This is a genomic window from Pseudomonas sp. S09G 359 (assembly GCF_002843605.1).
Lineage (GTDB): Bacteria > Pseudomonadota > Gammaproteobacteria > Pseudomonadales > Pseudomonadaceae > Aquipseudomonas.
Genome location: NZ_CP025263.1, coordinates 847358 through 873173, shown reverse-complemented (window position 1 = coordinate 873173; position 25816 = coordinate 847358). Strand labels below are relative to the sequence as shown.

The 25816-nt window shown below is 60.4% G+C and carries 26 protein-coding genes and 1 tRNA gene; 12 read left to right on the top strand and 15 right to left on the bottom strand.

Going from position 1 to position 25816, the window contains the following annotated elements:
• The first annotated feature begins 1 nt into the window (after nt 1).
• The 5 genes from sctJ to hrpT all read left to right on the top strand — a co-directional run bounded on the left by sctJ (nt 2) and on the right by hrpT (nt 4969).
• Nucleotides 2-787, top strand: coding sequence for a type III secretion system inner membrane ring lipoprotein SctJ (sctJ, locus tag CXQ82_RS03795; protein ID WP_101266301.1), 786 nt, complete (start codon nt 2-4; stop codon nt 785-787).
• On the top strand, nt 780-1355 hold the full coding sequence (locus CXQ82_RS31535) for a type III secretion protein (protein ID WP_101266298.1): 576 nt from the start codon (nt 780-782) through the stop codon (nt 1353-1355). The genes sctJ and CXQ82_RS31535 overlap by 8 nt, the downstream gene beginning before the upstream one ends.
• Nucleotides 1339-1920 (top strand): type III secretion system stator protein SctL, encoded by a 582-nt coding sequence (sctL, locus tag CXQ82_RS03785; RefSeq protein WP_101266295.1) that lies wholly within the window; start codon nt 1339-1341, stop codon nt 1918-1920. The genes CXQ82_RS31535 and sctL overlap by 17 nt, the downstream gene beginning before the upstream one ends.
• 713 nt (nt 1921-2633) lie before the next feature.
• Nucleotides 2634-4769, top strand: coding sequence for a type III secretion system outer membrane ring subunit SctC (gene sctC, locus CXQ82_RS03775; RefSeq protein ID WP_101266291.1), 2136 nt, complete (start codon nt 2634-2636; stop codon nt 4767-4769).
• On the top strand, nt 4766-4969 hold the full coding sequence (gene hrpT, locus CXQ82_RS03770; protein ID WP_101266289.1) for an HrpT family type III secretion system protein: 204 nt from the start codon (nt 4766-4768) through the stop codon (nt 4967-4969). Before sctC ends, hrpT begins: the two co-directional genes overlap by 4 nt.
• 56 nt (nt 4970-5025) lie before the next feature.
• Here hrpT and sctU read toward each other — a convergent pair whose 3' ends face one another.
• Genes sctU through CXQ82_RS03715 form a run of 11 tightly spaced genes read right to left on the bottom strand, consistent with a single transcriptional unit; the run spans nt 5026 to nt 15050 of the window.
• Nucleotides 5026-6123, bottom strand: a complete 1098-nt coding sequence (gene sctU / locus CXQ82_RS03765; protein ID WP_101266286.1) for a type III secretion system export apparatus subunit SctU — start codon at nt 6121-6123, stop codon at nt 5026-5028.
• Nucleotides 6120-6908, bottom strand: a complete 789-nt coding sequence (sctT, locus tag CXQ82_RS03760; RefSeq protein WP_101266284.1) for a type III secretion system export apparatus subunit SctT — start codon at nt 6906-6908, stop codon at nt 6120-6122. The genes sctU and sctT overlap by 4 nt, the downstream gene beginning before the upstream one ends.
• A gap of 11 nt (nt 6909-6919) precedes the next feature.
• Nucleotides 6920-7183 (bottom strand): type III secretion system export apparatus subunit SctS, encoded by a 264-nt coding sequence (gene sctS, locus CXQ82_RS03755; protein WP_101266282.1) that lies wholly within the window; start codon nt 7181-7183, stop codon nt 6920-6922.
• 7 nt (nt 7184-7190) lie between these two features.
• Nucleotides 7191-7844 carry a type III secretion system export apparatus subunit SctR gene (gene sctR / locus CXQ82_RS03750; protein WP_101266279.1) on the bottom strand — a complete coding sequence of 218 codons (654 nt, stop codon included), beginning with the start codon at nt 7842-7844 and terminating at the stop codon, nt 7191-7193.
• On the bottom strand, nt 7841-8854 hold the full coding sequence (locus tag CXQ82_RS03745; protein ID WP_101266277.1) for a FliM/FliN family flagellar motor switch protein: 1014 nt from the start codon (nt 8852-8854) through the stop codon (nt 7841-7843). Before CXQ82_RS03745 ends, sctR begins: the two co-directional genes overlap by 4 nt.
• Nucleotides 8851-9309 carry a type III secretion system HrpP C-terminal domain-containing protein gene (locus tag CXQ82_RS03740; RefSeq protein WP_101266275.1) on the bottom strand — a complete coding sequence of 153 codons (459 nt, stop codon included), beginning with the start codon at nt 9307-9309 and terminating at the stop codon, nt 8851-8853. The genes CXQ82_RS03745 and CXQ82_RS03740 overlap by 4 nt, the downstream gene beginning before the upstream one ends.
• Nucleotides 9306-9719: a YscO family type III secretion system apparatus protein gene (locus CXQ82_RS03735; protein WP_101266272.1), complete on the bottom strand. Its 414-nt coding sequence runs from the start codon at nt 9717-9719 to the stop codon at nt 9306-9308. Before CXQ82_RS03735 ends, CXQ82_RS03740 begins: the two co-directional genes overlap by 4 nt.
• Complete coding sequence (locus tag CXQ82_RS03730; RefSeq protein ID WP_101266270.1) at nt 9706-11064, bottom strand: FliI/YscN family ATPase; 1359 nt, start codon at nt 11062-11064, stop codon at nt 9706-9708. Before CXQ82_RS03730 ends, CXQ82_RS03735 begins: the two co-directional genes overlap by 14 nt.
• Nucleotides 11061-11954, bottom strand: coding sequence for an FHA domain-containing protein (locus tag CXQ82_RS03725; protein WP_101266268.1), 894 nt, complete (start codon nt 11952-11954; stop codon nt 11061-11063). Before CXQ82_RS03725 ends, CXQ82_RS03730 begins: the two co-directional genes overlap by 4 nt.
• 28 nt (nt 11955-11982) lie before the next feature.
• Entirely contained in the window at nt 11983-14076 is a 2094-nt protein-coding gene (gene sctV, locus CXQ82_RS03720; protein ID WP_101266266.1) for a type III secretion system export apparatus subunit SctV, read from the bottom strand.
• Nucleotides 14073-15050, bottom strand: a complete 978-nt coding sequence (locus tag CXQ82_RS03715; protein ID WP_256581930.1) for an HrpJ domain-containing protein — start codon at nt 15048-15050, stop codon at nt 14073-14075. Before CXQ82_RS03715 ends, sctV begins: the two co-directional genes overlap by 4 nt.
• Before the next feature lie 333 nt (nt 15051-15383).
• Here CXQ82_RS03715 and CXQ82_RS03710 point away from each other — a divergent pair, with 333 nt between their 5' ends.
• The 5 genes from CXQ82_RS03710 (at nt 15384) to CXQ82_RS03690 (ending at nt 20003) form a co-directional block, all read left to right on the top strand.
• Complete coding sequence (locus CXQ82_RS03710) at nt 15384-15935, top strand: RNA polymerase sigma factor (RefSeq protein WP_101266264.1); 552 nt, start codon at nt 15384-15386, stop codon at nt 15933-15935.
• Between the two features lie 361 nt (nt 15936-16296).
• A tRNA-Met gene (locus CXQ82_RS03705) sits at nt 16297-16373 on the top strand.
• Nucleotides 16374-16510: 137 nt separating this feature from the next.
• Entirely contained in the window at nt 16511-17344 is an 834-nt protein-coding gene (locus tag CXQ82_RS03700) for a DMT family transporter (RefSeq protein WP_101266261.1), read from the top strand.
• Between the two features lie 79 nt (nt 17345-17423).
• On the top strand, nt 17424-19253 hold the full coding sequence (ggt, locus tag CXQ82_RS03695) for a gamma-glutamyltransferase (RefSeq protein WP_101266259.1): 1830 nt from the start codon (nt 17424-17426) through the stop codon (nt 19251-19253).
• Nucleotides 19254-19280: 27 nt separating this feature from the next.
• Nucleotides 19281-20003 carry a polyphenol oxidase family protein gene (locus CXQ82_RS03690; protein ID WP_101266257.1) on the top strand — a complete coding sequence of 241 codons (723 nt, stop codon included), beginning with the start codon at nt 19281-19283 and terminating at the stop codon, nt 20001-20003.
• Between the two features lie 161 nt (nt 20004-20164).
• On the opposite strand, the gene ddlA is transcribed toward CXQ82_RS03690, so the two are convergent.
• The gene (ddlA, locus tag CXQ82_RS03680) at nt 20165-21259 is read right to left on the bottom strand and encodes a D-alanine--D-alanine ligase (protein WP_101266255.1); all 1095 of its coding nucleotides are present in this window, start codon (nt 21257-21259) and stop codon (nt 20165-20167) included.
• Between the two features lie 44 nt (nt 21260-21303).
• A complete protein-coding gene (locus CXQ82_RS03675) occupies nt 21304-21942 on the bottom strand; it encodes a LysE family translocator (protein WP_101266253.1) in 639 nt (212 codons plus the stop codon).
• A 139-nt stretch (nt 21943-22081) separates the two neighbouring features.
• Here CXQ82_RS03675 and CXQ82_RS03670 point away from each other — a divergent pair, with 139 nt between their 5' ends.
• Nucleotides 22082-22903, top strand: a complete 822-nt coding sequence (locus CXQ82_RS03670) for an AraC family transcriptional regulator (RefSeq protein WP_101266251.1) — start codon at nt 22082-22084, stop codon at nt 22901-22903.
• Here the strand turns inward: CXQ82_RS03670 and CXQ82_RS03665 are convergent.
• Complete coding sequence (locus tag CXQ82_RS03665) at nt 22880-24217, bottom strand: MFS transporter (RefSeq protein WP_101266249.1); 1338 nt, start codon at nt 24215-24217, stop codon at nt 22880-22882. The two genes, CXQ82_RS03670 and CXQ82_RS03665, sit on opposite strands and share 24 nt — an antisense overlap.
• Before the next feature lie 122 nt (nt 24218-24339).
• Here CXQ82_RS03665 and CXQ82_RS03660 point away from each other — a divergent pair, with 122 nt between their 5' ends.
• Nucleotides 24340-25224, top strand: a complete 885-nt coding sequence (locus CXQ82_RS03660; protein WP_101266248.1) for a LysR family transcriptional regulator — start codon at nt 24340-24342, stop codon at nt 25222-25224.
• A gap of 3 nt (nt 25225-25227) precedes the next feature.
• On the opposite strand, the gene CXQ82_RS03655 is transcribed toward CXQ82_RS03660, so the two are convergent.
• Entirely contained in the window at nt 25228-25803 is a 576-nt protein-coding gene (locus CXQ82_RS03655; protein WP_101266246.1) for a flavin reductase family protein, read from the bottom strand.
• Between the last annotated feature and the right edge of the window lie 13 nt (nt 25804-25816).

The following is a 25816-nucleotide window of genomic DNA, read 5'->3' as shown; positions in this document are numbered from 1 at the left end:
CATGTACCGCCGCCTAAGCACCCTCTTATTTTTCTCATTGGCGCTGTTGCTCACCGGCTGCGGTGAAAGCGTAGAACTCCACCGCAACATTTCCGAACAGGAAGCCAATGAAGTCATCGCGGAACTGGCAGACAAACAGATCCGTGCCCAAAAGATTCCGGGAAAAGACGGCGTCGCTGTCCGCGTCAAGGCAAGTGACATCAATCGAGCCGTTCGTACCCTGGACGCCGCTGGGCTGCCCAAGGTTGCACGCTCAACCCTGGGGGAAATCTTCCGCAAGGAGGGGGTCATCTCTACACCACTTGAAGAGCGCGCGCGCTACATCTACGCACTGTCACAAGAGCTGGAAGCAACCTTATCCAATATAGACGGTGTACTGGTCGCACGGGTGCATGTGGTGTTGCCTGAACGGATAGCACCCGGAGAGCCTGTACAACCGGCGTCCGCGTCTATATTCATCAAGCACGACCCACGACTTGACCCTGACAATATCAATGCGCGAGTGCGCAGGTTGGTGGCCAGCAGCCTCCCCGGCATGGCCTCAGCTATAGACAATACAACAAAGCTGACCGTCGTTTTCGTACCGGCCACGGCCTACATAGAAAAGCAACAGCTTGTCTATTTCGGCCCTTTCCTGGTGCCAGAACGAGACCTCGGTATCTGGCTCGTCAGCACTTTCGCCCCTCTGCTCGCGCTCTTGCTGGGTGCCGGTGCCTGGCTGGTCTGGCGCCGCAGGATAAGGCTCGCTTCGGCACCACAGCCTGAAACAGCGTACGTTCATGAGTGATGGTCTCAGCTGGGTGAAATGGTGGGCCTGCCCATGGGAGAACGCCCACATCGACTGGCTTACGCTAACGGGTTTTGTAGAGACGGCAGCACTTTCTCGAAGCCATCATGCCCGGGCGAGCACCATGTTCGGCATCAAACCTGAACTTGCGCCGCCACTGTCTGCGGCGTTGCTTGAACTGGTGCGAATAAGCTCGCAACAACGAGACCTCATACTCACACTCGTCAATGAGGTATACAGCGCGCCGTACGACAGTCGATTGAGTCAAGAACAGCTTCTTTGGTGCCAGCGCTTGGCCAAAGCGCTGCCGCCAGGCCCCGCACCGGTGAGCATCGACGACCCCTTGCACTATCTGCGCGCGTGGGTCACACCCGCTATATGGCAGCGGTTGCGCTTGAGCTTTGCACATCAGAGGGTGCTTGAATTGGAGCAGTGCCCAAAGCTGGGGGACGCTCCAGGCCGCCTGGACATTCTGTGGCAAGCCACTATTTGGCGTGCAACCTCTACTTCAACAGAGGAATCGCTGCGCGCCTCCCGCGAGATATCCAACCATGTTTTGCACCCATAAAGTTGAGCTGCACGCCCGCTCCCACGACCTGTCGACAGCCCTGATTCCTCGGGAAATGCTTGTCGAATATACCCAGGCCCGTCAAATCCTTGAACAAGCCGAAACTCAAGCACAGGCGCTCATACGCCAAGCCGAAAGCCAATGCGAGGAAATACTGCAAAGTGCAAGCAATGAGTTCTGGCAGCGCGCCAATTCCCAACTTCACCGCTGGGAGTCGGAACGACAAGCGATGTTCGACCAATTGGAAACTGCCGCCAGCTCAGTTATCAACACGGCTATCCGAAGCTTGCTGGAAGAGACCGTACCCGCTCAACGCCTGACTGTCCTGCTCAATAAGCTGTTGACTGCCCAACTCCCGACTGTGGAGGCGAACTTACTGTGCAATCCGTTGGACCGTGAACATGTCGAACAATGGCTGAGCAGGCACTGTGATGTGCCATGGGCACTGCGCGTCGAGGACGGGCTCGCCGCCAGATCGCTGATTCTTGAAACAGAAGATGGTGGGTTTCACATCAACTGGACTGATGCCGTCAACAACCTGGTGATCATCCCCCCACGAAGGTAGGCACAAGTAACAACACTTTTAGTTTTTTTCTAACAAATTAATCCGTGGAGGGAACCGGTCATCCATCTGGTGCCACATAGGAATAGACCCCCCACTGGAGTTAATGCGATGAATAGTGACGTCCGCTTTCTTAATAGTATCTACAGGCAGCAAGCCCGTTCCGATAGAGTTTCCAAGGAAATCGATAAGGACATTTCTAACGGGGGGGGAGAAGAAGAGCTCTCGAGGGCCTTCGACAAACTTATGCAAGCGAAGACGAACGACAGTGTCAACTACACGGTGGCCGGGGCCTACGTCAGCTACCAGCACGAGACGTTTAAAAGCGCCATAAATGTCGTTTAGTGACTTGCAGCAATATCTGCCGGACTGTTTGAGTCGTCGCAAACAGCGCTTTCAGATGTTCGAACAGGATGACAAGGTCAACGTGCGTTGCTACGCACACAACTACCCCGTCCAATCCAAAAAACTCCGTTGCAGTTTTGATGTCGTCGCGGTCAGGCCGGCCTGACGCATATCCAAGGCGCACTTGCCTCAGCGCCAGGCGCTGGTCACCTCTGGCCAGTGTAATGCCCGCAGTCCTGCTGAGTGCCTTGGAAGCCCTTTTCAACAAACGCGAAACCTGGCGTGGCGTCACTGCGCGCCTGACTAAGGCTGGGCGCGATTTGCAGCCCACTCCCCTACGTAAGCTACCGCACTGAAACAGAGAACTTGTCATGTATAGCAAGATCAACAAGCACTCCGGCTTGCGCGTAAACTCGCCTGCCGTCTTGGTAAAACGCGCCCACTGGGGCTGTTTGCTCGCGCTGCCCTTGTTGTTGGCGCCGCTGCACAGCAGCTTCGCGGCCATTCCGCCTGAATGGAAAAATACCGCCTACGCCTATGAGGCCGAGCACAAGCCCCTACGAGAAGTACTGGAGGACTTCGCTCAGACCTTTGGCACACAACTGCAAGTCGACGGCCTGCTGGATGGCATCGTAAATGGCAAGATACGCGCCAATACCCCACAGTCGATGCTCGACCGGCTGGGGGTAGAGCACCGCTTCCAGTGGTACCTGTACAACAACACGCTCTATGTCAGCACCCTGAACCTGCAAGAGTCCGCGCGCCTGGAGGTCTCTTCCGAAACCGTGGCCGACCTCAAGCGCGCACTCACCGATATCGGCCTGCTCGATAGCCGCTTCGGTTGGGGGGAACTGCCTGAGGATGGGGTCGTGCTGGTCTCTGGCCCCAAGCACTACATCGACCAGATCAAGCAATTCAGCAGCCAGCGCAAATCGCCCGATGAAAAACAAAGCGTGCTCAGCTACCCGCTGAAATTCGCCAACGCGGGAGATCGCCAGATCGATTATCGCGGCGAAAAACTCACCATCCCAGGCGTCGCTACCATGCTGCGCGGGTTATTGGAGCCGCGTACAGGCGCCACGATGATGACCCCGCCGCCCTCACAGGCCTCACAGCCCTCTCCCCTCACGCCGAACATTCCCCGGCTGGGCAACCCGATGCTCGGGCAAATGCTCAGCCAGGCGACAAACCCGGCGCAGTCGCCCGCTGGCATGACGCTCACTCCCCGAGCCGCGGTGCCCACAGGCAAAATCCGCGTCGAAGCCGATGTGCGCAACAACGCCGTACTGATCTATGACATCCCGGAGCGGCAGGCGATGTATCGCGAGCTGATTGCCCAGCTCGACGTGGCACGCAAACTGGTGGAAATCGACGCAATCATCCTCGATATCGAGCGCACGCAATTGCGTGAGTTCGGGGTCAACTGGGGCTTTCAAAACAGTCGCTTCCGTGGCGGAGTGAACATGGCACCGGGCACCTCGTCACAGCTCTCGATCGAGAACCGTGACCGCTTCTTTGCCGACATACGCGCACTGGAGCAGCGCGGCCTGGCAACGATGGTGTCCAACCCTTCGGTGCTCACCCTGGAAAACCAGCCGGCGGTGATTGATTTCAACCGCACGCAGTACCTGACGGCAGGCACAGAGGTGGCGACCATTCTGCCTATCACTGTCGGCACCAGTTTCCAGGTGGCGCCCAGGGTAATCACCACCCGCGGCACTCACCAGGTTCACCTTTCGATCGATATCGAAGACGGAAATTTCGATGAATCCAACCCGGATCGCATCGGTCCCGATGTGCGCAGGGGCAAAGTCAGTACCCAGGCGGTCATGGCGGAAAAACGCTCGCTGGTAGTCGGTGGGTTCCATGTCACCGAAAGCAGCGACAGGCACAGCAAAATTCCGTTTCTGGGCGACATACCACTGCTGGGCAAGGCGTTGTTCTCGTCCACAGAACGCCAGAACAATCGGCGTGAACGCCTGTTTATCCTGACGCCACGCGTCATCGGTGATCAAGCGGACCCTTCGCGTTATCTGCCGCAGGAGGATCAAGCGGAGCTACAGGCTGCCCTCAAGCCACTGGCCAGGCGTTATGCGCAACACCAACCGGTGATCAAACGCAGTGATATCACCAGCACCCTGGCTCATCTCGTTTCCGGGCAGGTCCCCGTGGCATTCAAGGCGGCACCGATGCCTGTGAGCCTGGACACCTTGTGCAGCACCCGAGAACTCCTGGCGATGAACACTGAACGCAGCCAATGGTTTGCCGGCCCAGAGTTCAATGTGGCGGTGGTGGTGGTGCGCAATCAGATCAAGCGCAATGTGCGCATCGACGAAAAAGAGTGCAGCAACTCGAACACCCTGGCGGTCACCGTGTGGCCGCGTGCCTGGCTTAAGCCAGGTGAAGAAGCCGAGGTTTTTATCGCCATGCGCCCGGTGGTGAAAGATGAACACCGTGACGTACCTCGTCCCTCTTTGATCACTCCAGCCCAGAAGGCCAGGCCATGAAGCAGCGCTTTTTGCATGTCATCCTCATCAGCACAGTGCTGCTCCTCGCCGGCTGCACCCCCACGTGCAAAGGCGACTCCTGCTCACGCCCGCAAGCGACCAAGGATCAAATGGTGATCTGGTGGCCTGCGCAGATGCGCGTCGAGCCTGGCCCTTCCGGGGAACGGGCGGACTACCAGACGATATCGCTGGAGCGCTGAGCCTTGGCAAAAAGCCTGGCGATCAACGTCAGGCTTTTTGCAGTACCAGGTTTCGATCAGCGCAATTCAAGCTCTGGCATCTGCAGGGTTTCGCACTTGGCTTCGTCATCAAGTTCACGCAACGTGCGATAAATCAGCGCCACGGCCTGCAAGGTTTCGCGCGGGATACTCGCCCCGAGTTCATGGGTGTAGAGCATGCGGGCCAGCCATACACACTGGATCACCGGTACCTCAGCGGCCTTCGCCTGCTGGATCAATGTTCGGGCGTCAGCGTCCGTGCCCTTGCTGATCAGTATCGGCAGTGGCGTCTTGCCGGGGCGGTAATACAACGCGACGGCAAAGTGCGTGGGGTTAACCACCAGCATGTCGGATTCTTCCAGCTTGGGCAGCTTGACCTTGGGCTCCTCGTTGGCCAGCTGATAGGCCAGCGAGCGACGCTGCCCCTTCACATGAGGGTCACCCTCCATGTCCTTGTACTCTTTGACGACCTCCACCTGAGTCATGCGCATGCGCTTGGCGAAGAAGTGTTTTTGCATCGCCAGGTCTACGAGGGCCAGCACCAGCAAAAGCCCCAGGCACGCATGCAGCACGTGACGGAACAGGGTGATCAGCGCAGCGATATAGGTTGGCAGGTCACTGTTGGCCAGGTTGATCAACGCCCCCAATGAGGGCCAGATCACCACGTACAACACCAGGCCCAGGAGCAGCGCCTTGGCAATGCTCATCAACAGGTTCATGACGGATTGAGCGGAGAACATCTGCTTGAGCTGGCTCAACGGGTTGATACGATTGAAATCGAGTTTCAAGGTCTCCGGGGCAAACAGGAACCCGATCTGAAACCAGCTTGCGATCAGCTTCATGATAATGGCCAACCCAGCCATCAACAGGGCGAACGAAAAAAACATCACCATGCCTTCAAACAGTACTTCCTCCAACGCCCGGGTAAAGGGCTGGGCCATGCTGGACATGGGCAACACCAGCAGTTGCTGGAAGCGTTGCATACTGGTGTCGGCAGTGAACAGGGCGACCTCACTGATGGCCGTCAGCACCAGCAGCTTGCCCACATCCTGGCTTTGGGAAACCTGGCCTTTCTTGCGTTGATCACGCAGCTTCTTGGCTGACGCCGGGTGCTTTTTTTCGCCTGAGTCACTCATGGCTGCGCAGCCTCGAACATCAGCCCGAGCGAGTGCTTGAGGTCACCCAGCAGGCTCATGCGCCCGACGATCAGGTCTTGGAGCAACGCAAAGTACAACAGCAAGATACCTATGCCCGCCAGGCACTTGACCGGTGGCGCCAGCGTACTCACCTGGAGTTGCTGGCTGTAGACCCCCAGTAGCGCGATGCCGAACTCCAGGAACAACAGCACCGCAATAAAGGGCGCAACGTAAAGCATCATATGGGTAAAGGTATCGCCGAGTATGCCAAGGAAAATACTGAACCCATTGACTGCCGGCATCGGCAGCCAGGCAGTGGCCGGCCAGATCAGATAACTGTCCCAGATCACTTGGGTCAGCACGCTCAGGCCCAGGACCACGATCAACAGGTAAATCACCAACTGCTTGAACAGGTGGCCGAGAGGGGTCGCATCGGGCCCCAGCGAAGGGTTGAGTTGACCGCCTGCCAAGGCGCCACGCTGGTTATCCAGCAGCGCTCCGACTGACTCGAACATCCAGAAGGGCATGGCCAACAAGACGCCCAGCAAAATGCCCAAGGCCGCCTCCTTGAGTATCAGCCCGGCGATCATCAACGTGGAGTAGTCCTGGCCCGCCAGTACCGCATGGATTCCTGGCGCTGGAATCAACGCCATGACCATGACGATGACGTGCCGATGCATGCCGCGTATGTGCTGAAAACAAAACGCCGGCACCAGGATGGCACAGGGATAAATGCGTGCCATGGACACCAGCAGGCTCGGGAGATATTCAAGATAAAGCAGCACGTGTATCCCCTTCAGCTCAGCGCCGATCGAGCGATCATGTCGAACATCAGGTTGATCAGTTGAATCAACTCAACGCCGATCCAGCGTCCCGTCAATATCAGGGTAATACCCACCGCAACCAGCTTGACGCCAAACGGCAATGTCTGGTCCTGTACCTGCATAAGGGCTTGAACCAGGGAAGTCAGCACGCCGACGACCACCGCCACGATCAGCGGCGGGGCCGACAACACCACCACCAGCAGCATGCCCTGTTTGAACAGTACGATCGGTTCCATTGGGCGCTCACAGGTATGAAAGGAAAAGGCTGTCGAGCAACCGCGACCATCCGGAGACCATGACAAACAGCAGCAGTTTGAGCGGCAGAGAAATACTCATGGGCGAAACCATTTGCATGCCAAGGGCCAAGAGCAGGTTGGATACAATCAAATCGATGACGATGAAGGGAATGTAGATCAGGAAACCTATCTCGAACCCCGCCTGCAACTGTGACAATACGAAGGCCGGGATCAACAGGATCAGGTCATCGCGCTGGGTGCTTTGCGCCATTTCGGGTGGCCACATGCGCGCGCTGTTTTCCAGCAGATGGGTCAGTACATCCGGGTCGGTATTGCGTTTCATAAACGCACGTAGCGGCTGGATGGCCACGAGCCCGGTCTCTTGAAACGCCTGTACATTACTCATGTCCAGAGGCGCGCTCTTGAGGGTCTGGGCGATCTCGTAACCCACTGGCGCCATGATGAAGAGCGTTGCAGCCAGTGCTATGCCATTGATCGCCATGCTCGGTGGCACCTGCTGAACGCCGATGGCGTTTCGGGTGATCATCAGCACAATGACGATCTTCAAGAAGGCCGTGCAGATGATCAACAGCATCGGCAGCAACGACAGTGCGCCGAAAAACAGCGCCACGATAACGGGGTCGATTCCCTGGAATATCATCGCGAGAAAACCACGCGGGACAATTGCAGGCCGAGTCGCCCATCCACTTCCACCAACTGCCCCTGGCCGATGGGGCGATCACCGTAGTACAGGCCGGCGGTGCCGGGCGCATACCCGGTGATGCCCAGCACCGCACCTGGAGCAAGATTGCGCAGTTCGCCCAGGGTCAGGCTCAGAGCACCACAGCGCACCGTCAGTGCCATGCTCAATTCATCAAAAGGCTCGCGGCCAAAGACATTCTCTACCGGGTGATCACGTTCAAAGCCTGGGTATTCTTCTATGACAAACTCTTCGTCCACGGACGTTTCCTCGATCGAAATAATGTTCAGGCACAACGGCCCGGACTCATCATCAATGCGTCCTTGCAGAAGGTGGTTTGCGATACGCAACTGACCATGGCCTTGCACATCGAAAAAGGCCTTTTCGAGCATCAGCACGTCACCCGCACGTAAGCTACGCAGCTGTGCTATGGGTAAGTCCAAGCGCCCCAGCGTCACGGCGATTGCCAACGGAAACGACAAGGGCAACGGGCTTGCCGTCGGCTGCCAAGGGCCGGCCACGCACAAGGCCAGGAAGGTCTCGGGAGCCAGCCACAGAAACCCCACGACCTTGGAGGCCCCCAGGGTCACGGTTAAGCGGCAACCAAAACTCAGCTTCCGGGGAGCAGGCAGCAAACGCAGGTGACCTAACAACGCCAATACCTGCGGGCTCAAGTGATGCAGGAACAGTTCCCAGAACCAGGACGTCGGGTCGTTGTCAGCCTCTGCCAGGGTTACCGGGCATTCCCCCATCAAGCTGAACATCGCCCCGGGTTCGGAGAACGCCAGCACACCCAGGGCACTCTCGAAATACAATGGGCTTGCACCTGCAGGAGCACGGCCTGGCTCAAGCAACAACGCACCGACCTGATCGGCCACTTGAAACGGCATGCGCAAACCGCGTCCCAGCCGATTCAACGCCATAACCCTTCCCTCTTCGATCAAAGGGAAGGTTAGAACCGACGTGATCATGTTGGGCCCACGTGCCTCAGGTGCACATCGACAGGCTGCCCCAAAGCCCCGGCCAGCACGTCCTCATAGCGTTTCTGTACACGGCCGAGCCACTGCGCGGTGCGCTCGTCCTCGGCCTCCAACTCGACAGTCCAGGCTCCCGGATCCTTCTGAACACGGGTGTTGATTCGCCCCAACCGCGGCAGGTAAAGCACCGCCAACAAGGGCCATTGCGTACCGCCCTGCATTCGCGGCACCAACTGCCTAGCCAACGCCTCGATCATCAACCGCTCAGACGACGCCATCAGTGCAGGCGAACGGGAAGCGTAACCGACCTCGCCATCGCCCCCGGTAAACAGCTGGGCGAACAAACGCCTATGGTCCCAGGGCACCATCGCCCCGACGCCCTGTTCATGGTCTTGCCAAGGCTCGCGTATTCGCGCTCGTTCCGGCTTGCTCACAGGCACTTGTTTCATGTCTCTTCCTGAACCAATAACCGGGATAATTCCAAAAGTTTCTCAACCTCGCGCAAACATTGGGTGACCTGCTTCTGCGCACTATCGATGTGTATCACTTGCTGCTCCTGCTGCCCGTGCAACGCCTGCAACTGCGCTGCTTCACGCTGCGTACTCGCGGACAACGAGCGCTCCTGCCGATTCCATGCATTGAGCTGCTGAAACGAGATCACTTGCCCTTGGTGCTCTCTCAATAACTCCCCACCTTTGCGGGCTTCCTGCAGGCGAGTTTGCTCAAGAACCCGCTGTGCCTGCTCAACTTGCAATTGCAGCGCGCGCTGGCGCCTTTTAGCCTCACCCAACGCGCGCTCGGCCCGGTCCGCCCGGTGCTTGCGCAGACGCCGCAAGGTTTCCAATTCAGAAAGGAACATGGGTGGTCAGCTCCGTCAGTTGATTCAAAGTCACCTCCATCGGTGAAGGCTCACGCAGGTCCTGGCGCAGAAAACCGTCCACCGCCTGCCGGCTGTCCACCGCCAGGTCAGTCAGGGGGTCACTGCCGGCCTGGTACTCGCCCAACTTGAGCATCAGCTCGATCTGTTGGTACGCCGACAATAGGCGCCGCAAGGCCGTACCCGCCTGGATATGCTCAGGTGCGGCGACGTTGCTTAAGATCCGTGAAAGGCTGGCCAGCACATCGACCGCCGGGTAATGACCGCGCTCGGCCAGCTTGCGCGACAGGACAATATGGCCATCGAGCAACGAGCGAACCTCGTCGGCCACCGGGTCACTCATGGAGTCCTGTTCGATAAGTACCGTGTAGATCGCCGTGATCACTCCGTCGCGGGTCAACCCGGCCCGCTCAACCAAGCGTGGCAGCAGGCTGTACACCGACGGCGGCAAGCCCCCGCGGCCGAGGGGTTCGCCGGCGGCCAGGCCGATTTCTCGCTGGGCACGGGCAAATCGGGTCAGCGAGTCGATCAGCAGCAACACCCGCTTGCCCTTGCGTCGATAGCCCTCAGCCAGTGCCGTCGCCGTAAATGCCGCGCGGGCCCGCTCCATGCTTGAGCGGTCGGAGGTGGCGCACACCAGCACGGCCTTGGCGCGCAATTGATCATCCAGTTCATGGTCGAGAAACTCGCGCAATTCCCGACCGCGCTCGCCGATCAGGCCGAACACAATCACATCGCATTCGACGTTACGGGCAATTTCCGCCAGCAAGGTGGTCTTGCCACAGCCGGCACCGGCAAACAGGCCCACGCGCTGGCCTTCGCCCAGGGTCAACAGCCCGTCAATGGAGCGCACCCCGGTACCCAGAGCCCGATGGATCCTTGGCCGTTCGGTCGGCAAGGGCGCCTCGCACAACACCGTGCTCGCGTCCGGGTCGTCGGTGTCGACGAATGCACTGGGGCCATCGCCCGCAATCGGGCGTCCGAAACCATCCAGTACCCGGCCCAGCAGTTCATCACTGACCCGCACTCGATGCGGCACACCCAAGCGCTGCACACTCGCCCCCACCCTCACACCTTCGAGGTTGCCCAGGGCGCTGAGTACGGCATCCTGCTGATCAAACCCGATGATCTCGGCCAGCATGTATTCGTCGATGTTTTTTTCAACCTGACACAAGTCACCGATGCGCGCGTTAGGCAACCGGCATTGCAACAGCATCCCGTTGACACGCTGGATTCGACCTCGCATCGTCACCGGCGCAAAGGTGGCCAGCGACTGGGCCTGGCGCTCCTGCCAGGCGTCGAGACGGGCTTGTAATTGTTCGTTCACCAACGCACCTCGTAGCGCTGCGCGCCGTCAAAGACCACCTTGCTGTTATCGATCAGTACCAGGCGCAGCCCATCGACTTCGTCACCCACAAACAGTCGGCTGCCATCGTCCAGAACGACATGGCCGTTCGGCCCGCCGACGATCTGCACAATCTTGAATGGCAACGCCCCATCGCGTATGCGCACACGGCTGATCACCGGCACCGCGCTGTCGAACTGCTCGCCAAAACGGCTGAGCATGCGCGCCACCAGTTCCACGTCATCCTGGGAAACGTCGCCGTTGAGCGCGACCTGGCCATTGATCACTTGCAAGCTGACCCGCTGGCTCAATTCACGCTCGCCGAGCATCTTCAATAACTGCTGGCGAACTTCGAACGGCGAGTCCAGGGCTTGCTTGCGGACCACGGGCGGCATCAATGACGCCTGCGCCTCGCGTTCCCCCGTGGAGAGCATGCCCACCACCGCAACGATCACCGCCACCAGCAATACCAGGCTGATCAGGCGCTTTTGCTGCGCGTGCGAGATGGAAGACAATTTCAGCACCGGCACGGGTTCAGTGATGAGCGGCGGTGGGGTTGGAACCGCGGCCTGGGGCCAGGGCTGATCGGCCAAGGCGACACACAGCCGCACAACCCCGATCAAAAACACTGCATTGAGTGGCAGGTTGGCGATTTGGGCCAGCACCTGACCCTCACCGCTGTGCAGCAGACCCGACTCGGCCTGCACCGACCAGTTGGCGTGGATAAGCCGCAGCCGCGCATGCTGCTCGGCAATTCCCGGATCGCTCAGGACGAGGTCGGCGTCAGGGTGGCAACCGATGCTCCACTGCTCCCCAAACAGCGGCAACGCTGCACCTTCATGCCTCCCATCAAGTACCCGCAGCTCAAACATCAACGGGCCCTCCGCGCGTAACGATTACTCATGCCAGTGCACCACGCATCAACTCGTCCTGGCCAAGATCGAAACGCCCCAGCACTTTCACCTTGGAGGTGCTCCCCAATTCGGCGAAGGACAGCACCGGCACACGGTTGAATTCTTCCAGCAACAAGGTCCGCAATGGGCTGCGCAGGTCCTGTGCGACCAACATCACGGATTTAGTCTTGGATCGCTGTGGAAACGCCTGTTTGAGCAGGCTGACCAACGCGGCGCTGCTGTCGTTGTCGAGCGCAAAAAACACACCTGTCTGGGTCTGGCGAAGTGCCTCACGCAAAATAGTTTCGGTCTGCGGGGCGAGAAGCCAGGCATGCAGGCCGTCGGACTCGCTGTACTGGTGGAAGATCTGCGACTTGAGGGCAATACGCGCATAGTCGGCCAACGCGTCCGGTTCACGCTCATGTTGGCCGTATTCGATCAGCGACTCGACAATCAACCGCACGGCCCGCAAAGGCACGCCCTCACTGGCCAGGCGCTGCAAAACCGCCGAAAACCGCGCGAGCGGCATGATGCGTTGCAGCTCCTGAACCAGGTCCGGCTGGTTGTGCTCAAGCCAGCCGAGGATTGCCTTGCTTTCCTGGATGCCGAGGAATTGCGGCCCGCTGAGCAACATGGCCTGCTTCATACGGTCGACGATCAGACTCGCTGCGCTGAAGCGCTCTATTGCCGGATCATCGAGCAGCGGATCATTGGCGGCCAGCCAGACCCAATTCTGTTCATCGCGCTCGGCCAGCCCCGGCAAGCCCTGCTCAGGTTCGACCTTCAGCGCTGCACGCTCCACGGCCAGCAGGTTGACAACCGACGCCTTGAGCATCGGCACTTCATGCACGCAAAAACGCATCTCATCATCGGCCAGCGAGTCATCGAGCTCGACTTCAAACGGCGGCAATGTCAGGCCAATGTTGGCGACCATTGTGTTTCGCGCCTGGCGAATCGCATGAATCAGGTCCGTCACCTCTGGCGTCCCTCGCAGCACCGGCGAAAACTGTAAAAGGTAGGGCCGCGAGGGGTCGAACCCCCGCAAGTCTTCGCTACCGTTTTCTTCCGGGCGAATGGCTTCGGTGACTTGGGCAGCGGGTTTATTTTGTTGCTCACGTTGACGCGCGAGGTAATAGCCCAGGCCGCCGGTCATCAGCGCGATAACGATAAACACCACGGTAGGCATACCGGGCACCAGCGCAAAGACCACCATCCCAACCGAGGCAATCATCCAGCTCTTGGGTTCACTGGTCATTTGCCGGGCGATCTCGCTGCCCATGTTACTGATGCCCTTGCGCCCATCAGGGGCTACACGGGTGATGATCATGCCCGCCGTGAGGGAGATCAGCAGCGCCGGAATCTGCGCAATCAGGCCATCACCAATGGTCAGAACCGAATACAGCGCTATCGATTCGGCGGCGCTCAAGCCGTGCTGGAACATACCCGTGGTGAAGCCGCCCAACAGGTTGACCACAACGATGATCAAACCCGCGATGGCGTCACCCTTGACGAACTTCATGGCCCCGTCCATGGCACCAAATAACTGACTCTCGCGGGACAACTGCTCGCGTTTGTCGCGCGCTTGCGTGCCGTCGATCAGACCGGCGCGCAGATCGCTGTCGATGGACATCTGCTTACCTGGCATTGCATCCAGGCTGAAGCGCGCTGCCACTTCTGCAACGCGCTCGGAGCCCTTGGTGATCACCAGGAAGTTGACCAGGGTCAGGATCAGGAAGATCACCATACCCACCGCCAGGTTGCCACCCACCACGAAATTGCCGAACGCCTCGACGATATCGCCGGCGTCCTGCTCCAGCAGGATCAAGCGTGTGGTGGCGATCGACAGCGCCAGGCGAAACATGGTGGTCAGCAGCAGAATCGACGGGAACGACGAAAATGCCAATGGCCCCGGCAAGTACAACGCCAGCACGATCAACAGACACGATATGCAAATGTTGATCGCAATCAGGATGTCCACCAGCCAGGTGGGCAGCGGCACGATAAAGATAAACACAATGCCCAGCACCACCACGGCACCCAGCACTTCGGCACGCTGCGCCACTTTGAGCAAGACATTGTTGATGGCCGACAGTGCGGTCACACCCGCGCCCCCAGGGCACCGGCAAAGTGTTTGGATCCGCGGTCGGCTCGGTCCAGTTCCCCCATCACCGCCAAAAAGGTGTCCAGGGTGGACTGACGCACTCGACTGTCCGGCCACAACGCAGGGGGCAAATCCCGAATGAGGGGGTAAAGCGCGTTGAGGATGATCACCTGCCGCGTAGTCAGGCCACTGGCCAGGTCATTCCCAAGCCGCAGGATTTCACTTGCATCGATACCACTGCCGGCGTACCCCAGCAGTCGCTGCAACAGACCCACCGCGTCATAGTCGTTACCCAGGCGCAGGTTCAGCGCATGGCAACCAGACAGCACGGCGTTCAACTGCCCGCAACTTTGCAGGGCCAGCAACAAGGTGCGCAAACGGGGCGTGGTCATTGACGAAACCAGGTGCGCAATATCGTCAGCCAAGGCTTTACGCATGCTGCTGAGCCTGGAGGAAAATGTGTCACCACCGTATACGCCGAGCAGTGCCTGCATCATCGTCGCCAGGGATTGGCGCGTTGCCACGCTGGCGTAGTAGAGAGCACGCAGCGCTTCGCGTTCCTGAGGATCGCCACCGGCCTCCAACAGCGCCGTAGCGACTTTAAGGCCCGCCTGGATTTCGCCTTTGTACGCAACCGACAGCATGGCAACGGCATCTCGCGCCTTGGTTGCTTCGGACGGGCGCATTTCATTGTTTGCCTGGGCCTCCAAGTGCTTAAGCACTACGTAAGCGCGCGCGGGGTCCCCCTCAGCAAGCTCCAGCAATTTTTCGACACTGGGATTGTGCTGCAACTGATACTTGAAACGCCGAGAAACAGTCGCCATGGACTCCTGGGCCGGATGGCCCAACAGCTCGTAAAGTTGCGCAAGCTGCTCGACAGGTGGGACGTGGATCGATGGCGCTTGCCGGGCCTGGTGGGTGGCAACAACTCCTGGATCAAAATAATGAGCATGCCCGTCGGCGCTCGCGGGCATGGAGGCAGGTGCAGTGGCGGATTGAACCTGACGCTGGGTAGGAGACACATCTTGATGAGATTCAACTTTCATGAGCAGGCCAATACAGGAAGTATGTGCCCCTGTGTGGCAAGACCTGCTCATACGGTTCCATAAAAACTCATCTACCGAAGCACGTGAAAAGACCGGCACAAGGCCTCAGCGTCTTTTGCAAAAACTTGCGCAAAAAACCTCCAATTCAAAATATTTATTCATATAAATCAGCCGCTTACATTTATTTTCCGCTTGGCACAGCTGGTGCTATGGGGTTCTCGCCGAAATTATTTCGGCAGCGTCTACCCCGAGGAAAAAAACGTGAATATCCCTATTGAAGCTTTAGCGCACCTTGTTGGCGGCTCGCCTCAATTCATGCTCCAACTGACGGACGACCAGCAGAAAAAACTCCGACGCTTTATTCATAAACGCGTACTCAACCACGAAGATGCCGACGACATCCTGCAACTGACGTACCTGGAGGCATGGCGCAATCGCGAGCGTTTCAGTGGCCAGGCCACCCTAAGCACTTGGATGTGCGGTATTGCGCAGAATCTGATCCGCAATCACTTCCGGCGTCTGTATGCCAAGCCTGTGCATTGCGAGTTTGATGAGTCGCTGTGGCATGGCCAGGAAGAAAGCAAAAACCTGGACTGGGAGTTCGAGATCAATCGCCGCCTGGAAAATACCCTGAGTGCCATTGACCACCTGCCAACGGAAATGCGCAGAACGCTTTATGCCTCACTGGAAACCGACGGTAGCTACCAGGAAACCGCCGACGTGCTGGACATACCCATCGGCACCGTTCGCTCACGCCTGTCGCGCGCACGCGAACACCTCAAGCGTGCCACCCACAACTCGATATACCCGTAAGCAAAACCCCGCGTTGGGCGGCAGGGATATCCGCCCAACTCGACATGGTTTTCCTATTGAACGGTCTGCTGACCCGCGTACCGCTGCGACCTGATCCACCGTGCCATCAACTTCTTCAGGCCAAGCACACCCCTGTGGCGAGGGAGCGTGCTCCCGTCGGGCTGCGTAGCAGCCCCAAACCCGGCAAACACGGTGCCTCAGGCAAACATGCCAGGCCAATTTGCGCGCACTGCGCACGTCAACAGAAGCAAGCGCCCCCGCCACAAACCGGCATTTTCGGTTAAACAGTTGAAAGCGTAGATAAAAATTAAAAATAAACGCTTGACGCATTCCCGTTCTACGCGAATAATGCGCGCCACTTGGCTACGTAGCTCAGTTGGTTAGAGCATAGCATTCATAATGCTGGGGTCCGGGGTTCAAGTCCCTGCGTAGCCACCAAGTACTAAAAACGGCTTACCGAAAGGTAGGCCGTTTTTTTATGCCCGCAGAAAAGTCCCGCCCACTGTTAACATCCCGCGCTCTGGCTCACGCCATTACCGTGATCTACTGACAGCCCCCCCAAAAAGGCGACCTACATGAGTTTCGATGTATTCGCGATCATCATGCTGGGCGCGGTACTCCATGCCAGCTGGAACGCCGTGGTCAAAGGCGGCAGCGACAAGCTGCTGACCACCTGCATGATCACCGCCTTTGCTTCGCTGCTCGCGTTAGCCGTGGTTCCGTTTCTGCACGGGCCGGCGCCAGCGAGTTGGCCCTACCTTGGCGCGTCGGTGGTTTTGCAGGTGCTGTATTTCGTATTGGTCGCTTCCACCTACCGCATCGCCGACATGAGCCAGACCTACCCGATCATGCGCGGCACTGCGCCGTTGCTGGTGGCATTGGTAAGCGTGCTGGTGTTGTTGGAGCCGTTGTCGACGCTCGCCTGGCTCGGGATTGCGGTGATTTCCCTCGGCATCCTGAGCATGGCCGCCGTACCGTCGGTGGGCCAGAACAGGGGCATGGTCCTGGCCCTGATCAACGCCTGCGTGATTGCCGCCTATACCCTTATCGACGGCCTGGGTGTACGTAAGTCCGGCGCGCCGGCGGTCTACACCCTGTGGATATTTTTGTTGACCGGCATTCCGCTCGCGGCCTGGGCATTAGCCACCCGGCGTGCCGTGTTCCGTGAATACGTAACCCGCAACTGGCGCTTGGGTGTGGTCGGAGGCGTGGGGACGGTCGCGTCGTATGGCCTGGCATTGTGGGCAATGACCCACGCCCCCATCGCCACCGTTTCGGCACTGCGGGAAACGTCGATCCTGTTCGGCGTATTGATCTCCGCCTGGGTGCTCAAAGAGCACCTCACCCGCGTTCGCATCGTTGCCGCCTGCCTCATTGCCGCCGGCGCGATACTGTTGCGGTTGGGCTAAACCCGCTTTAGCGGTTAGCATCGGGCGCTCGATCCACGGGAAAAAAGCACCACCCCAAGGACAACAGATCATTCTCAAAATGAACGGAGTTCAGCGCGTGTTTTCGATTTCCCGTCTTCAGCTGTCTGTGATTGCCACCGCCCTCACCCTGGTTGCGTGCCACACCCCCGTCACCGAACAACCGCCCGCCCCGGAGCTGGGTTCGGGCTATCGCACCGACCTCACCACCCGCCACGCCGAGCGCCATATGGCCGCCGCCGCCAACCCGCTGGCGGCCGAAGCCGGGCGCGAAATGCTGCGCCAGGGCGGCTCGGCAATTGATGCAGCGATTGCCATGCAGGCAGTGTTGACCCTGGTGGAGCCGCAGTCGTCCGGCATCGGTGGCGGTGCGTTCATCATGCTGTGGGATGGGAAAAACGTGCACGCCTACGATGGTCGCGAAACCGCACCGGCCGGCGCCACCGAGCGGTTGTTCCTGAAAGCGGATGGCACGCCGATGGCGTTTCCCGAGGCCCAGATTGGCGGGCGGTCGGTGGGCACTCCAGGGGTGTTGCGGGCGTTGCAGATGGCGCACAAACAAACCGGGCACCTGCAATGGGCCAAGCTGTTTGAGCCGGCGATTCGGTTGTCGGAACAGGGCTTCGCGATTTCACCGCGCTTGCACGCGCTGATTGCCGCCGACCGTCATATCCTTCAATCACCCGACATGGCCGCGTATTTTCTGAATGCCGATGGCACACCTAAAGCCGCTGGCACGCTGCTGAAAAACCCGGCACTGGCCAACGTGTTCAAGCGCATCGCCAAGGAGGGACCGGACGCGCTGTACCAAGGGCCGATTGCCGCTGAGATCACCCGCAAGGTCCAGGGCAATCGCAATGCGGGCAGCCTGTCGCTGGCGGACCTCAAGGGCTACACCGCCAAGGAGCGCGCGCCGCTGTGCACCGACTACCAGCAATGGAAAATCTGCGGCATGCCGCCGCCCTCCTCGGGCGGGATTGCCGTGGCGCAAATCCTCGGCACATTGCAGGCACTGCAGGCCCGTGACCCAGGCTTGGCCATTGCGCCGATGACGCCGGTGAAAAGCACCGCTCCGGCCGGCCTCGAGCCGACGCCCGAAGCCGTGCACCTGATCGCCGAAGCCGGCCGCCTGGCCTTTGCCGATCGCGCGCTGTACGTGGCCGATGCAGACTTCACACCCGTGCCGGTGGCTGGCCTGGTCGCACCGAACTACCTGGCACAGCGCGCCACCTTGATCGGCGAGCGCAGCATGGGCATCGCCAAGCCGGGCACGCCGGCCGGCATCCAGGTCGCGTACGCGCCGGACCGCTCGCCGCTGCGTATCTCCACCTCACAAGTGGTGGCGGTGGATGACCAGGGCGGCGCCGTGTCGATGACCACCACCGTGGAAGCCGCCTTCGGTTCGCATGTGATGGTCCAGGGCTTTTTGCTGAACAACCAGATGACCGACTTCTCGTTCATCCCCGAGGAAAACGGCCAACCGGTGGCCAACCGTGTCGAGCCGGGCAAACGCCCGCGTTCGGCCATGGCGCCGACCCTGGTGTTCGACCGCAAGAGCGGCGAGTTGCTGGCCACGGTAGGCTCGCCGGGTGGCTCGCAGATTATCGAGTACGTGAGTAAATCCCTGGTGGCGATGCTCGATTGGAACCTCGACCCGCAAGCGGCCATCAGCCTGCCCAATTTTGGCAGCCGCAATGGGGCCACCGAGCTGGAAGCCGGGCTGTTCAGCCCCGCGCTGAAACAGGCCTTGAAGGACAAGGGTCACGCACTCAGCGAGATCGATATGACCAGCGGCATTCAGGCCATCGTGCTCACGCGGGATGCCCAGGGTAAGGTGCGCCTCAGCGGCGGTGCCGACCCTCGGCGTGAAGGCGAAGCGCTCGGCGATTGAAGACGATAACGACTGGAGAGAATCCCCGTGCGGCAAGCCAACAATCTCGGTGCCATCCCCGGCATCGACCATGGTTTTTGTTCGATCGATGACCCGCTGCGTCCGGCTGAAGTGTTCATCTGCAAACAGGTGCACAGTGCCGCGGTGATTGAGTGGCAGGCGGACTTGATGTTCAACACCGTCGAGGCCGATGGCGTGTGCACAGGCGAGCAGCAGCCGATCGCGGTGATCACTGCCGATTGCCTGCCCATCCTTATTGCAGCCAGAAACGGCGAGAAGGTTGCCGCCGTGCATGGCGGCTGGAAGGGGCTGCAACGCGGGATCATCGCCAATGCGCTGGAGCAGTTTGCCGCCGAAGGGATTACCGCAGAGCAACTGCAGGTGGCCATCGGGCCGTCGATCAAGCCGTGCTGTTATGAGGTGAGCGAAGGTTTTATCGCCGAGTTCCAGGCCGATCAAGGCCACGTGTGGCGGCACGCTCAGGCCCCCTGGAGCCCTGTGCAACCGGCACCACTGCTGCCGCCGCAGATCGCACCGCCCGAGGCGCGGCAAACGGGCAGTGCGTGGTTTGACTTGAGCGGCTATGGGGTGATGCTGCTACTGGCAGCAGGCCTCAAGCGCGAGCAGATCGAAGTCAGCGAGGTGTGTACCTACTGCACCTCGCCCGCGTACGCCAGCTATCGCCGAAGGACACATCATCCGCAAGAGGCGAAGACGTTGATCTATTCGTGGGTTGCTCGCCGCCCCTGATAAACACACCGTCCATTGTGGCGAGGGAGCTTGCTCCCGTTGGGCTGCGTAGCAGCCCTGAAACCAGCAGCGGAGTCCTTCCTGAAAGCACGCATCAAGGCGACTGGGAGCGCTTCGCGCCCAAACGGGAGCAAGCTCCCTCGCCACAACAGAGCGTGCTTTCACCGGCTGCTTTTAAGCCCCTTGCGCCCTGCATGCCGCTCCAGCGCCAACTCAATCAAGCGGCTCACCAGCTCGCTGTAGCTCATCCCCGCCGCCTGCCACAGCTTGGGGTACATGCTGATGCGGGTGAAGCCGGGCAGTGAGTTGATTTCGTTGATCAGCACTTCACCGTCCTCGGTGAGGAACACGTCCACCCGCGCCAGGCCTGCGCAGCCCAGCACCTCAAAGGCTTCAATGGCCAAGCGGCGAATGCGTTCGCTGGCATCAACGCTGATGTCGGCCGGCACCACCACCTGGGCGGCCTGGGCGTCGATGTATTTACTGTCGTAGGAATAGAAGCCACTGCTCACCACGATCTCGCCGCAGCCGCTGGCGATGGGGTTGTCGTTGCCCAGCACGGCGCATTCGATTTCACGGCCCTGCACGGCGGATTCCACCAAGACTTTTTCATCAAAGCCCAAGGCCAGTTCGACGGCGGCGTGGTACTCGGCTTCATTGCTGACCTTGCTCACGCCCACCGAGGAGCCCTGGTTGGCCGGCTTGACGAACATCGGCACGCCGAGCTTGCCCACCGCCTCGGCAAAGGCGGTGCGCGCCGCATTACGGCGGGTCAAGGTGATAAACGGGGTGACGGCAATACCTGCATCGCGCAGCAGGCGCTTGCTGATGTCCTTGTCCATGCACACGGCCGAACCCAGCACGTCGGAGCCGACAAACGGCAAATCCGCCATGCGCAGCAGGCCTTGCAGACAACCGTCCTCGCCCAGGGTGCCGTGGACAATGGGGAAGATCACATCGATGTGTTCCAGCAGGCCGTTGCCGCTGGTTTCCACCACTTGCCGGCTGGCCTTGCCGGGGACCACCGCCAGTTCCCGGTTGGATTGGTTGAGGGCGATCAGGGCCGGGTTTTCCTGGTTGAGCAGGAAGTCCGAGGTGTCGTTGAGGTGCCAATGGCCGGCCTTGTCGATGCCGATCAGCACCGGTTCGAAACGCGAACGATCCAGCGCATCGACGATATTACGCGCCGACTGCAACGAGACTTCGTGCTCAGCCGAACGGCCACCAAAAATAATACCTACCCGCACCTTGCTCATGACCCGGCCTCACTGTTGAAAGTAAGGCTTCTTACCACGGGCGGTCAGCGATTCGCTACCAGATGCGCGCCGAACAGCAGGTAGCAACCGCCGGCAAACCGGTCGAGCCATTTGCGCGAGTGGCTGTAGAGGTTAGCCATGCGCTCGCTGGAAAACACCAGTGCCACGCAGGAATACCAACTGAAAGACAAGCTGGCCATGGTGATCACGGCCAGGGTCAACAACGTCGGCGAGGGTGAGGGCGGCATCGTCGAAGCGAAGGCCGTGGCGACGAACAGCGCAGCCTTGGGGTTGGACAAGTTACCCAGCAAACCGAAGCGCCACGCCGAGAACAATGAACGTCGCGGCTCATCGGGCAGCACGCTCTGGCCCACGGCCGGAACCGAACGCTTGAACAGCTTCAGCCCAAGGTAGATCAGGTAGCAGCCGCCGATGATCTTGAACGCCAGGTACAACATCGGCGCGGCGGTAAACAGCGACTTGATGCCCAGGCCACCGGCCAGCCCCCACATGATCGTACCGGTGGCCACGCCCGCCGATGCCACCACGCCATGGCGGCGCGAAACGCTGGCGGCCAACTGCGCAGTATTGAAGAAGTTGGGCCCAGGTGTGACCACGGCCACCGTCCACAGCAGGGCCAGCGACACCAGCGGCGTCACATAGGCGGGGTTGATAAAATCCATGGCGGCAACTCCTTCAGCGCAGGGCACAAACGGCGATCATAGGCCTCGGCTCCCGCCTGCACAATCGTACAAGACCCCGGCAGACAAGGACTGCAGACTCGGTTAACGTGTTTCCCACCTCTACTTGTGACAAGCCACCATGGGCCAACCCTCTTCCACACTCGACTGGCTGCACCGCGCCCCGCACGCCAGCGGCCTGGACCGTATCGAGGCGTACTTCGCCGGCTACGCGTTCGACCCCCACCGCCATGACACCTACGCCATCGGGCGTACGCTGTTTGGGGTGCAGAGTTATCACTACCGTGGCTGCATGACCCACAGCATGCCCGGCGCGACCATGGTGATTCACCCGGATGAAAGCCATGACGGCCGCGCCAGCAGTGTGGAAGGCTTCAAGTACCGGATGATTTATGTGGAACCGGCACTGATCCAGCAGATTCTCGGCGGCAAGCCGTTGCCGTTTATCCACAGCGGCCTGTCGTCCGACCCACGGCTGTTCCGCGCCAGCGAAGTGTTGCTGCAAAGCCTGGACTGCCCGATTGACCCGATGCAGGAGCAGGACGCGCTGTTCGACCTGGCCCAGGCGCTGAATGCCGCGTCGGGGGCGATCATCAGCCGTAAATCCTTTGACTACATCGCCGCCGAGCGGGCCCGGGAGTTTATCCACAGCGCCTTGGGCCGCAGCATCACCCTGGATGAAATGGCCGACCACTGCGGCCGTGACCGCTGGGCGTTGTCGCGGGATTTTCGCTTGCTGTTCGGCACCAGCCCTTATCGCTACCTGACCATGCGCCGGCTGGACCTGGTGCGCAGCCTGTTGGCACAAGGCATGTCGTTGGTGGACGCGGCGCTGACCGCCGGTTTCACCGACCAGAGCCACATGACCCGACAATTTCGCAGCACCTACGGCATGCCACCGTCGCGCTGGGTGAAGATGTCAGGCCGGGTCCAGCAACGCTGAGCCAGCAGATTGCTTGAGACGCAGGGCCAGCACGGCTCCGGCCAGGGCAATCGCCGCACTCCACCCCAATGCCAGCTCAATCCCCCCGCTATTGGCCACCGACACCAGCACCGCCAACCCCAGCGCACCGCCGATCTGCTGGCTGGTGGACGCCATCCCCGCCGCCACGCCCTGTTCGCCGGGCCGAATACCCAAGCCCGCCGCCACCCACATCGCCGTCCAGGTCATGCCCTGGCCGATGCTCAAGATGAAAATCCCCGGCAGCAGTGACCAGAACCCCACCCCCGTCGGCAACGCCCAACACACCAACGCAATACCCACCGCGCCGGCCAGTTGCCCGCAAACCAAGGTGTTGCGCAACCCCAGCCGGGCCAGGGAGCGCTCCGCCAGCCAAATGCCGAACGTGCACACCAGCGTCGCCGGTAAAAACGCCAGGCCGGCCTGCAACACGCTGTAGCCATAGACCTGCTGGTAATACAGCGCGAGAAAATAGTACTGCACGCCAAAGCTGCTCATGAACACCGCCGTCAGCACCATGGCCATGCGCAGCTCGCGATAGGCAAACAAGCGCAGCGGCATCAAGGGGTCGCGGCCGCGATGTTCGATCCAGGCAAACAGCCCCAGCAGCGCCAGGGCCAAGGCGATACACGCCAGGGTCGATGGCGCCGTCCAACCCCATTCAGGCCCCTGAACCAGCGCGAACACCAGCAACGTCCCACCGACCGTGACGGTCAACGCCCCGCTGATATCGAAGTTGCGCCCGCGCGTGCGTGGCTCGTCGGCGGGAATCCAGTAGCGCGCCGCCCATGCACAGCCGCCCGCAAGCGGTACATTCACCAGAAACACCGCTTCCCAGCCCCACGCCTGGGTCAACACACCGCCGAGCAACGCACCGAGTGCCAACCCCGCCGCCGAGGCCGCGCTCCACACCGCAAACGCGCGGTTACGCGCCGGGCCTTCGGCATAGTGGGTGTTGATCAGCGCCAGCGTGGCCGGAAACAGCAACGCGCCGCCCACGCCTTGCACCGCGCGCGCCAGCACCAGCAACACTGCGCTGCCACCGAGCACCGCCGCCAGGGACGCCAACGCGTACAGCGACTGGCCAAGCCGATAAAAACGGCGCTTGCCGAGCAAATCCGTGGCCCGCCCGCCCAACAACAGGAAGCCGCCAAAGGCCACGCTGTACGCACTGACCACCCACTGCAGTTGTTGCGCAGAAAAATCCAAGTGCGCGCCGATCTGCGGCAGGGCCACAAACACAATGGTCGCATCCAGCGCGATGATCAGTTGCGCCGTGGCCAGCAGCATCAACATCCAGCCTGAGGGTCGAGAGGGAGACATCACAGCGTCCTGTCCGAAAATGAATAGTCGCCAGTGTCTTTTATGCCGCACAGATGATAAATAGCCCAATCACTCTTTCAGTAATGACTTAAATCATGGATCTGAATGCTGTTCGCTTGTTAGTCCGCGTCGCCGAAGCCCGCAGTTTCACGCGCGCGGCCGGTGAACTGGGGCTGACCCAATCGGGTTTGTCCCGCGCCATTTCGCGCCTGGAACAGGCCCTGGGCGTACGCCTGCTGCAACGCAATACCCGCAGCGTCAGCCTCACCCCTGACGGGCAGATGCTCTATGAACGCTGCGCGCCATTGCTGGCCGAATTGGCCGAAACCGAGAAGCTGATGCTTGACCGCAGCAGCCACCCCAGCGGTTTGCTCAAGATCAGCACACCGTCGCTGTTCGGGCGCAAAGTGGTCATGCCGGTGATTGGCGAGCTGACCTTGCGCTACCCCGAGTTGCGTATCGAAGCGGTGATGACCGACCGCCTGGTGGATATTGTCGACGAAGGCTTCGATGCCCTGTTGCGCACCGGCGAGATCCACGACCAGCGCCTGATCGCCCGCGCCCTGCCGCCGCTGCGCTGGGTTACGGTCGCCGCGCCCGCCTACCTGGCACGCTTCGGCACGCCGCATAGCATCGACGACCTGCAGCACCACCACTGCATCACAGTGCGCAATCTGCGTAACGGGCGAATGGTGGATTGGCAATTCATGCAGGGTGGCAAAGTGCAGGACGTCAGCGTCGAAGGGCGGCTGATCTTTGATATCGGCGATGGCATGGTGGATGCCGCCGTGGGCGGTTTTGGTATCGCCCAGGTGATGGATTTTGCCGTGCGCGACGAGCTGGCCGCCGGGCGCCTGGTGCCACTACTTGAGGCGTTTGCCGGGCGCAGTCGGGGCATCTCGCTGGTCTACCCGCCGTCCCGACAGTACTCGCCGAAACTGATGGCGTTTGCCCAAGCCCTGGCAAACGCGCGCTGGTAAGGCTTAAAGCTGTCGCCCATCAATCGGCTCGCCGATGGTCAGGAAATGCCCACCCGCCACATGGTGCAACGTGCGCAACCCATCATGACCTTCGAAGTGCCAGCGGCCGTCGCTGAACACGCGCTCGTCAGCGTAGGCCGCGACCACTTCACCGAGGAACAGATCATAGGTTTGCTGGTTGTGCGGTTCGGGCAGCAAACGGCATTCCAGCCAGGCCACACAGCCTTCCAGCAATGGCGCCTCGGTGTGTTCTGCGGTGAAGGTCTGTAGGCCGTAGGCGGCGAACTTGTCCGTGTCGGCGCCGCTGGTGTTGCCGACCGTCTGCACCAGGTCGGCCTGGGCCGCGCAGGGCACCTGCAGCACGAAGGTGCCAGCGCTTTCCAGCAGTTGACGGGTCCAGGTGGCCTTGTCCAATACCACCGCGACTTTCGGCGGTTCGAAATCCAGCGGCATCGCCCAGGCGGCGGCCATGATATTGCGCTTACCGGCATGGGCCGCGCTCACCAGCACGGTCGGGCCATGGTTGAGCAAGCGGTAGGCCTTGGACAGCGGTACGGGACGACGGTGGATAGGGCTCATGGAGGTTCGGCTC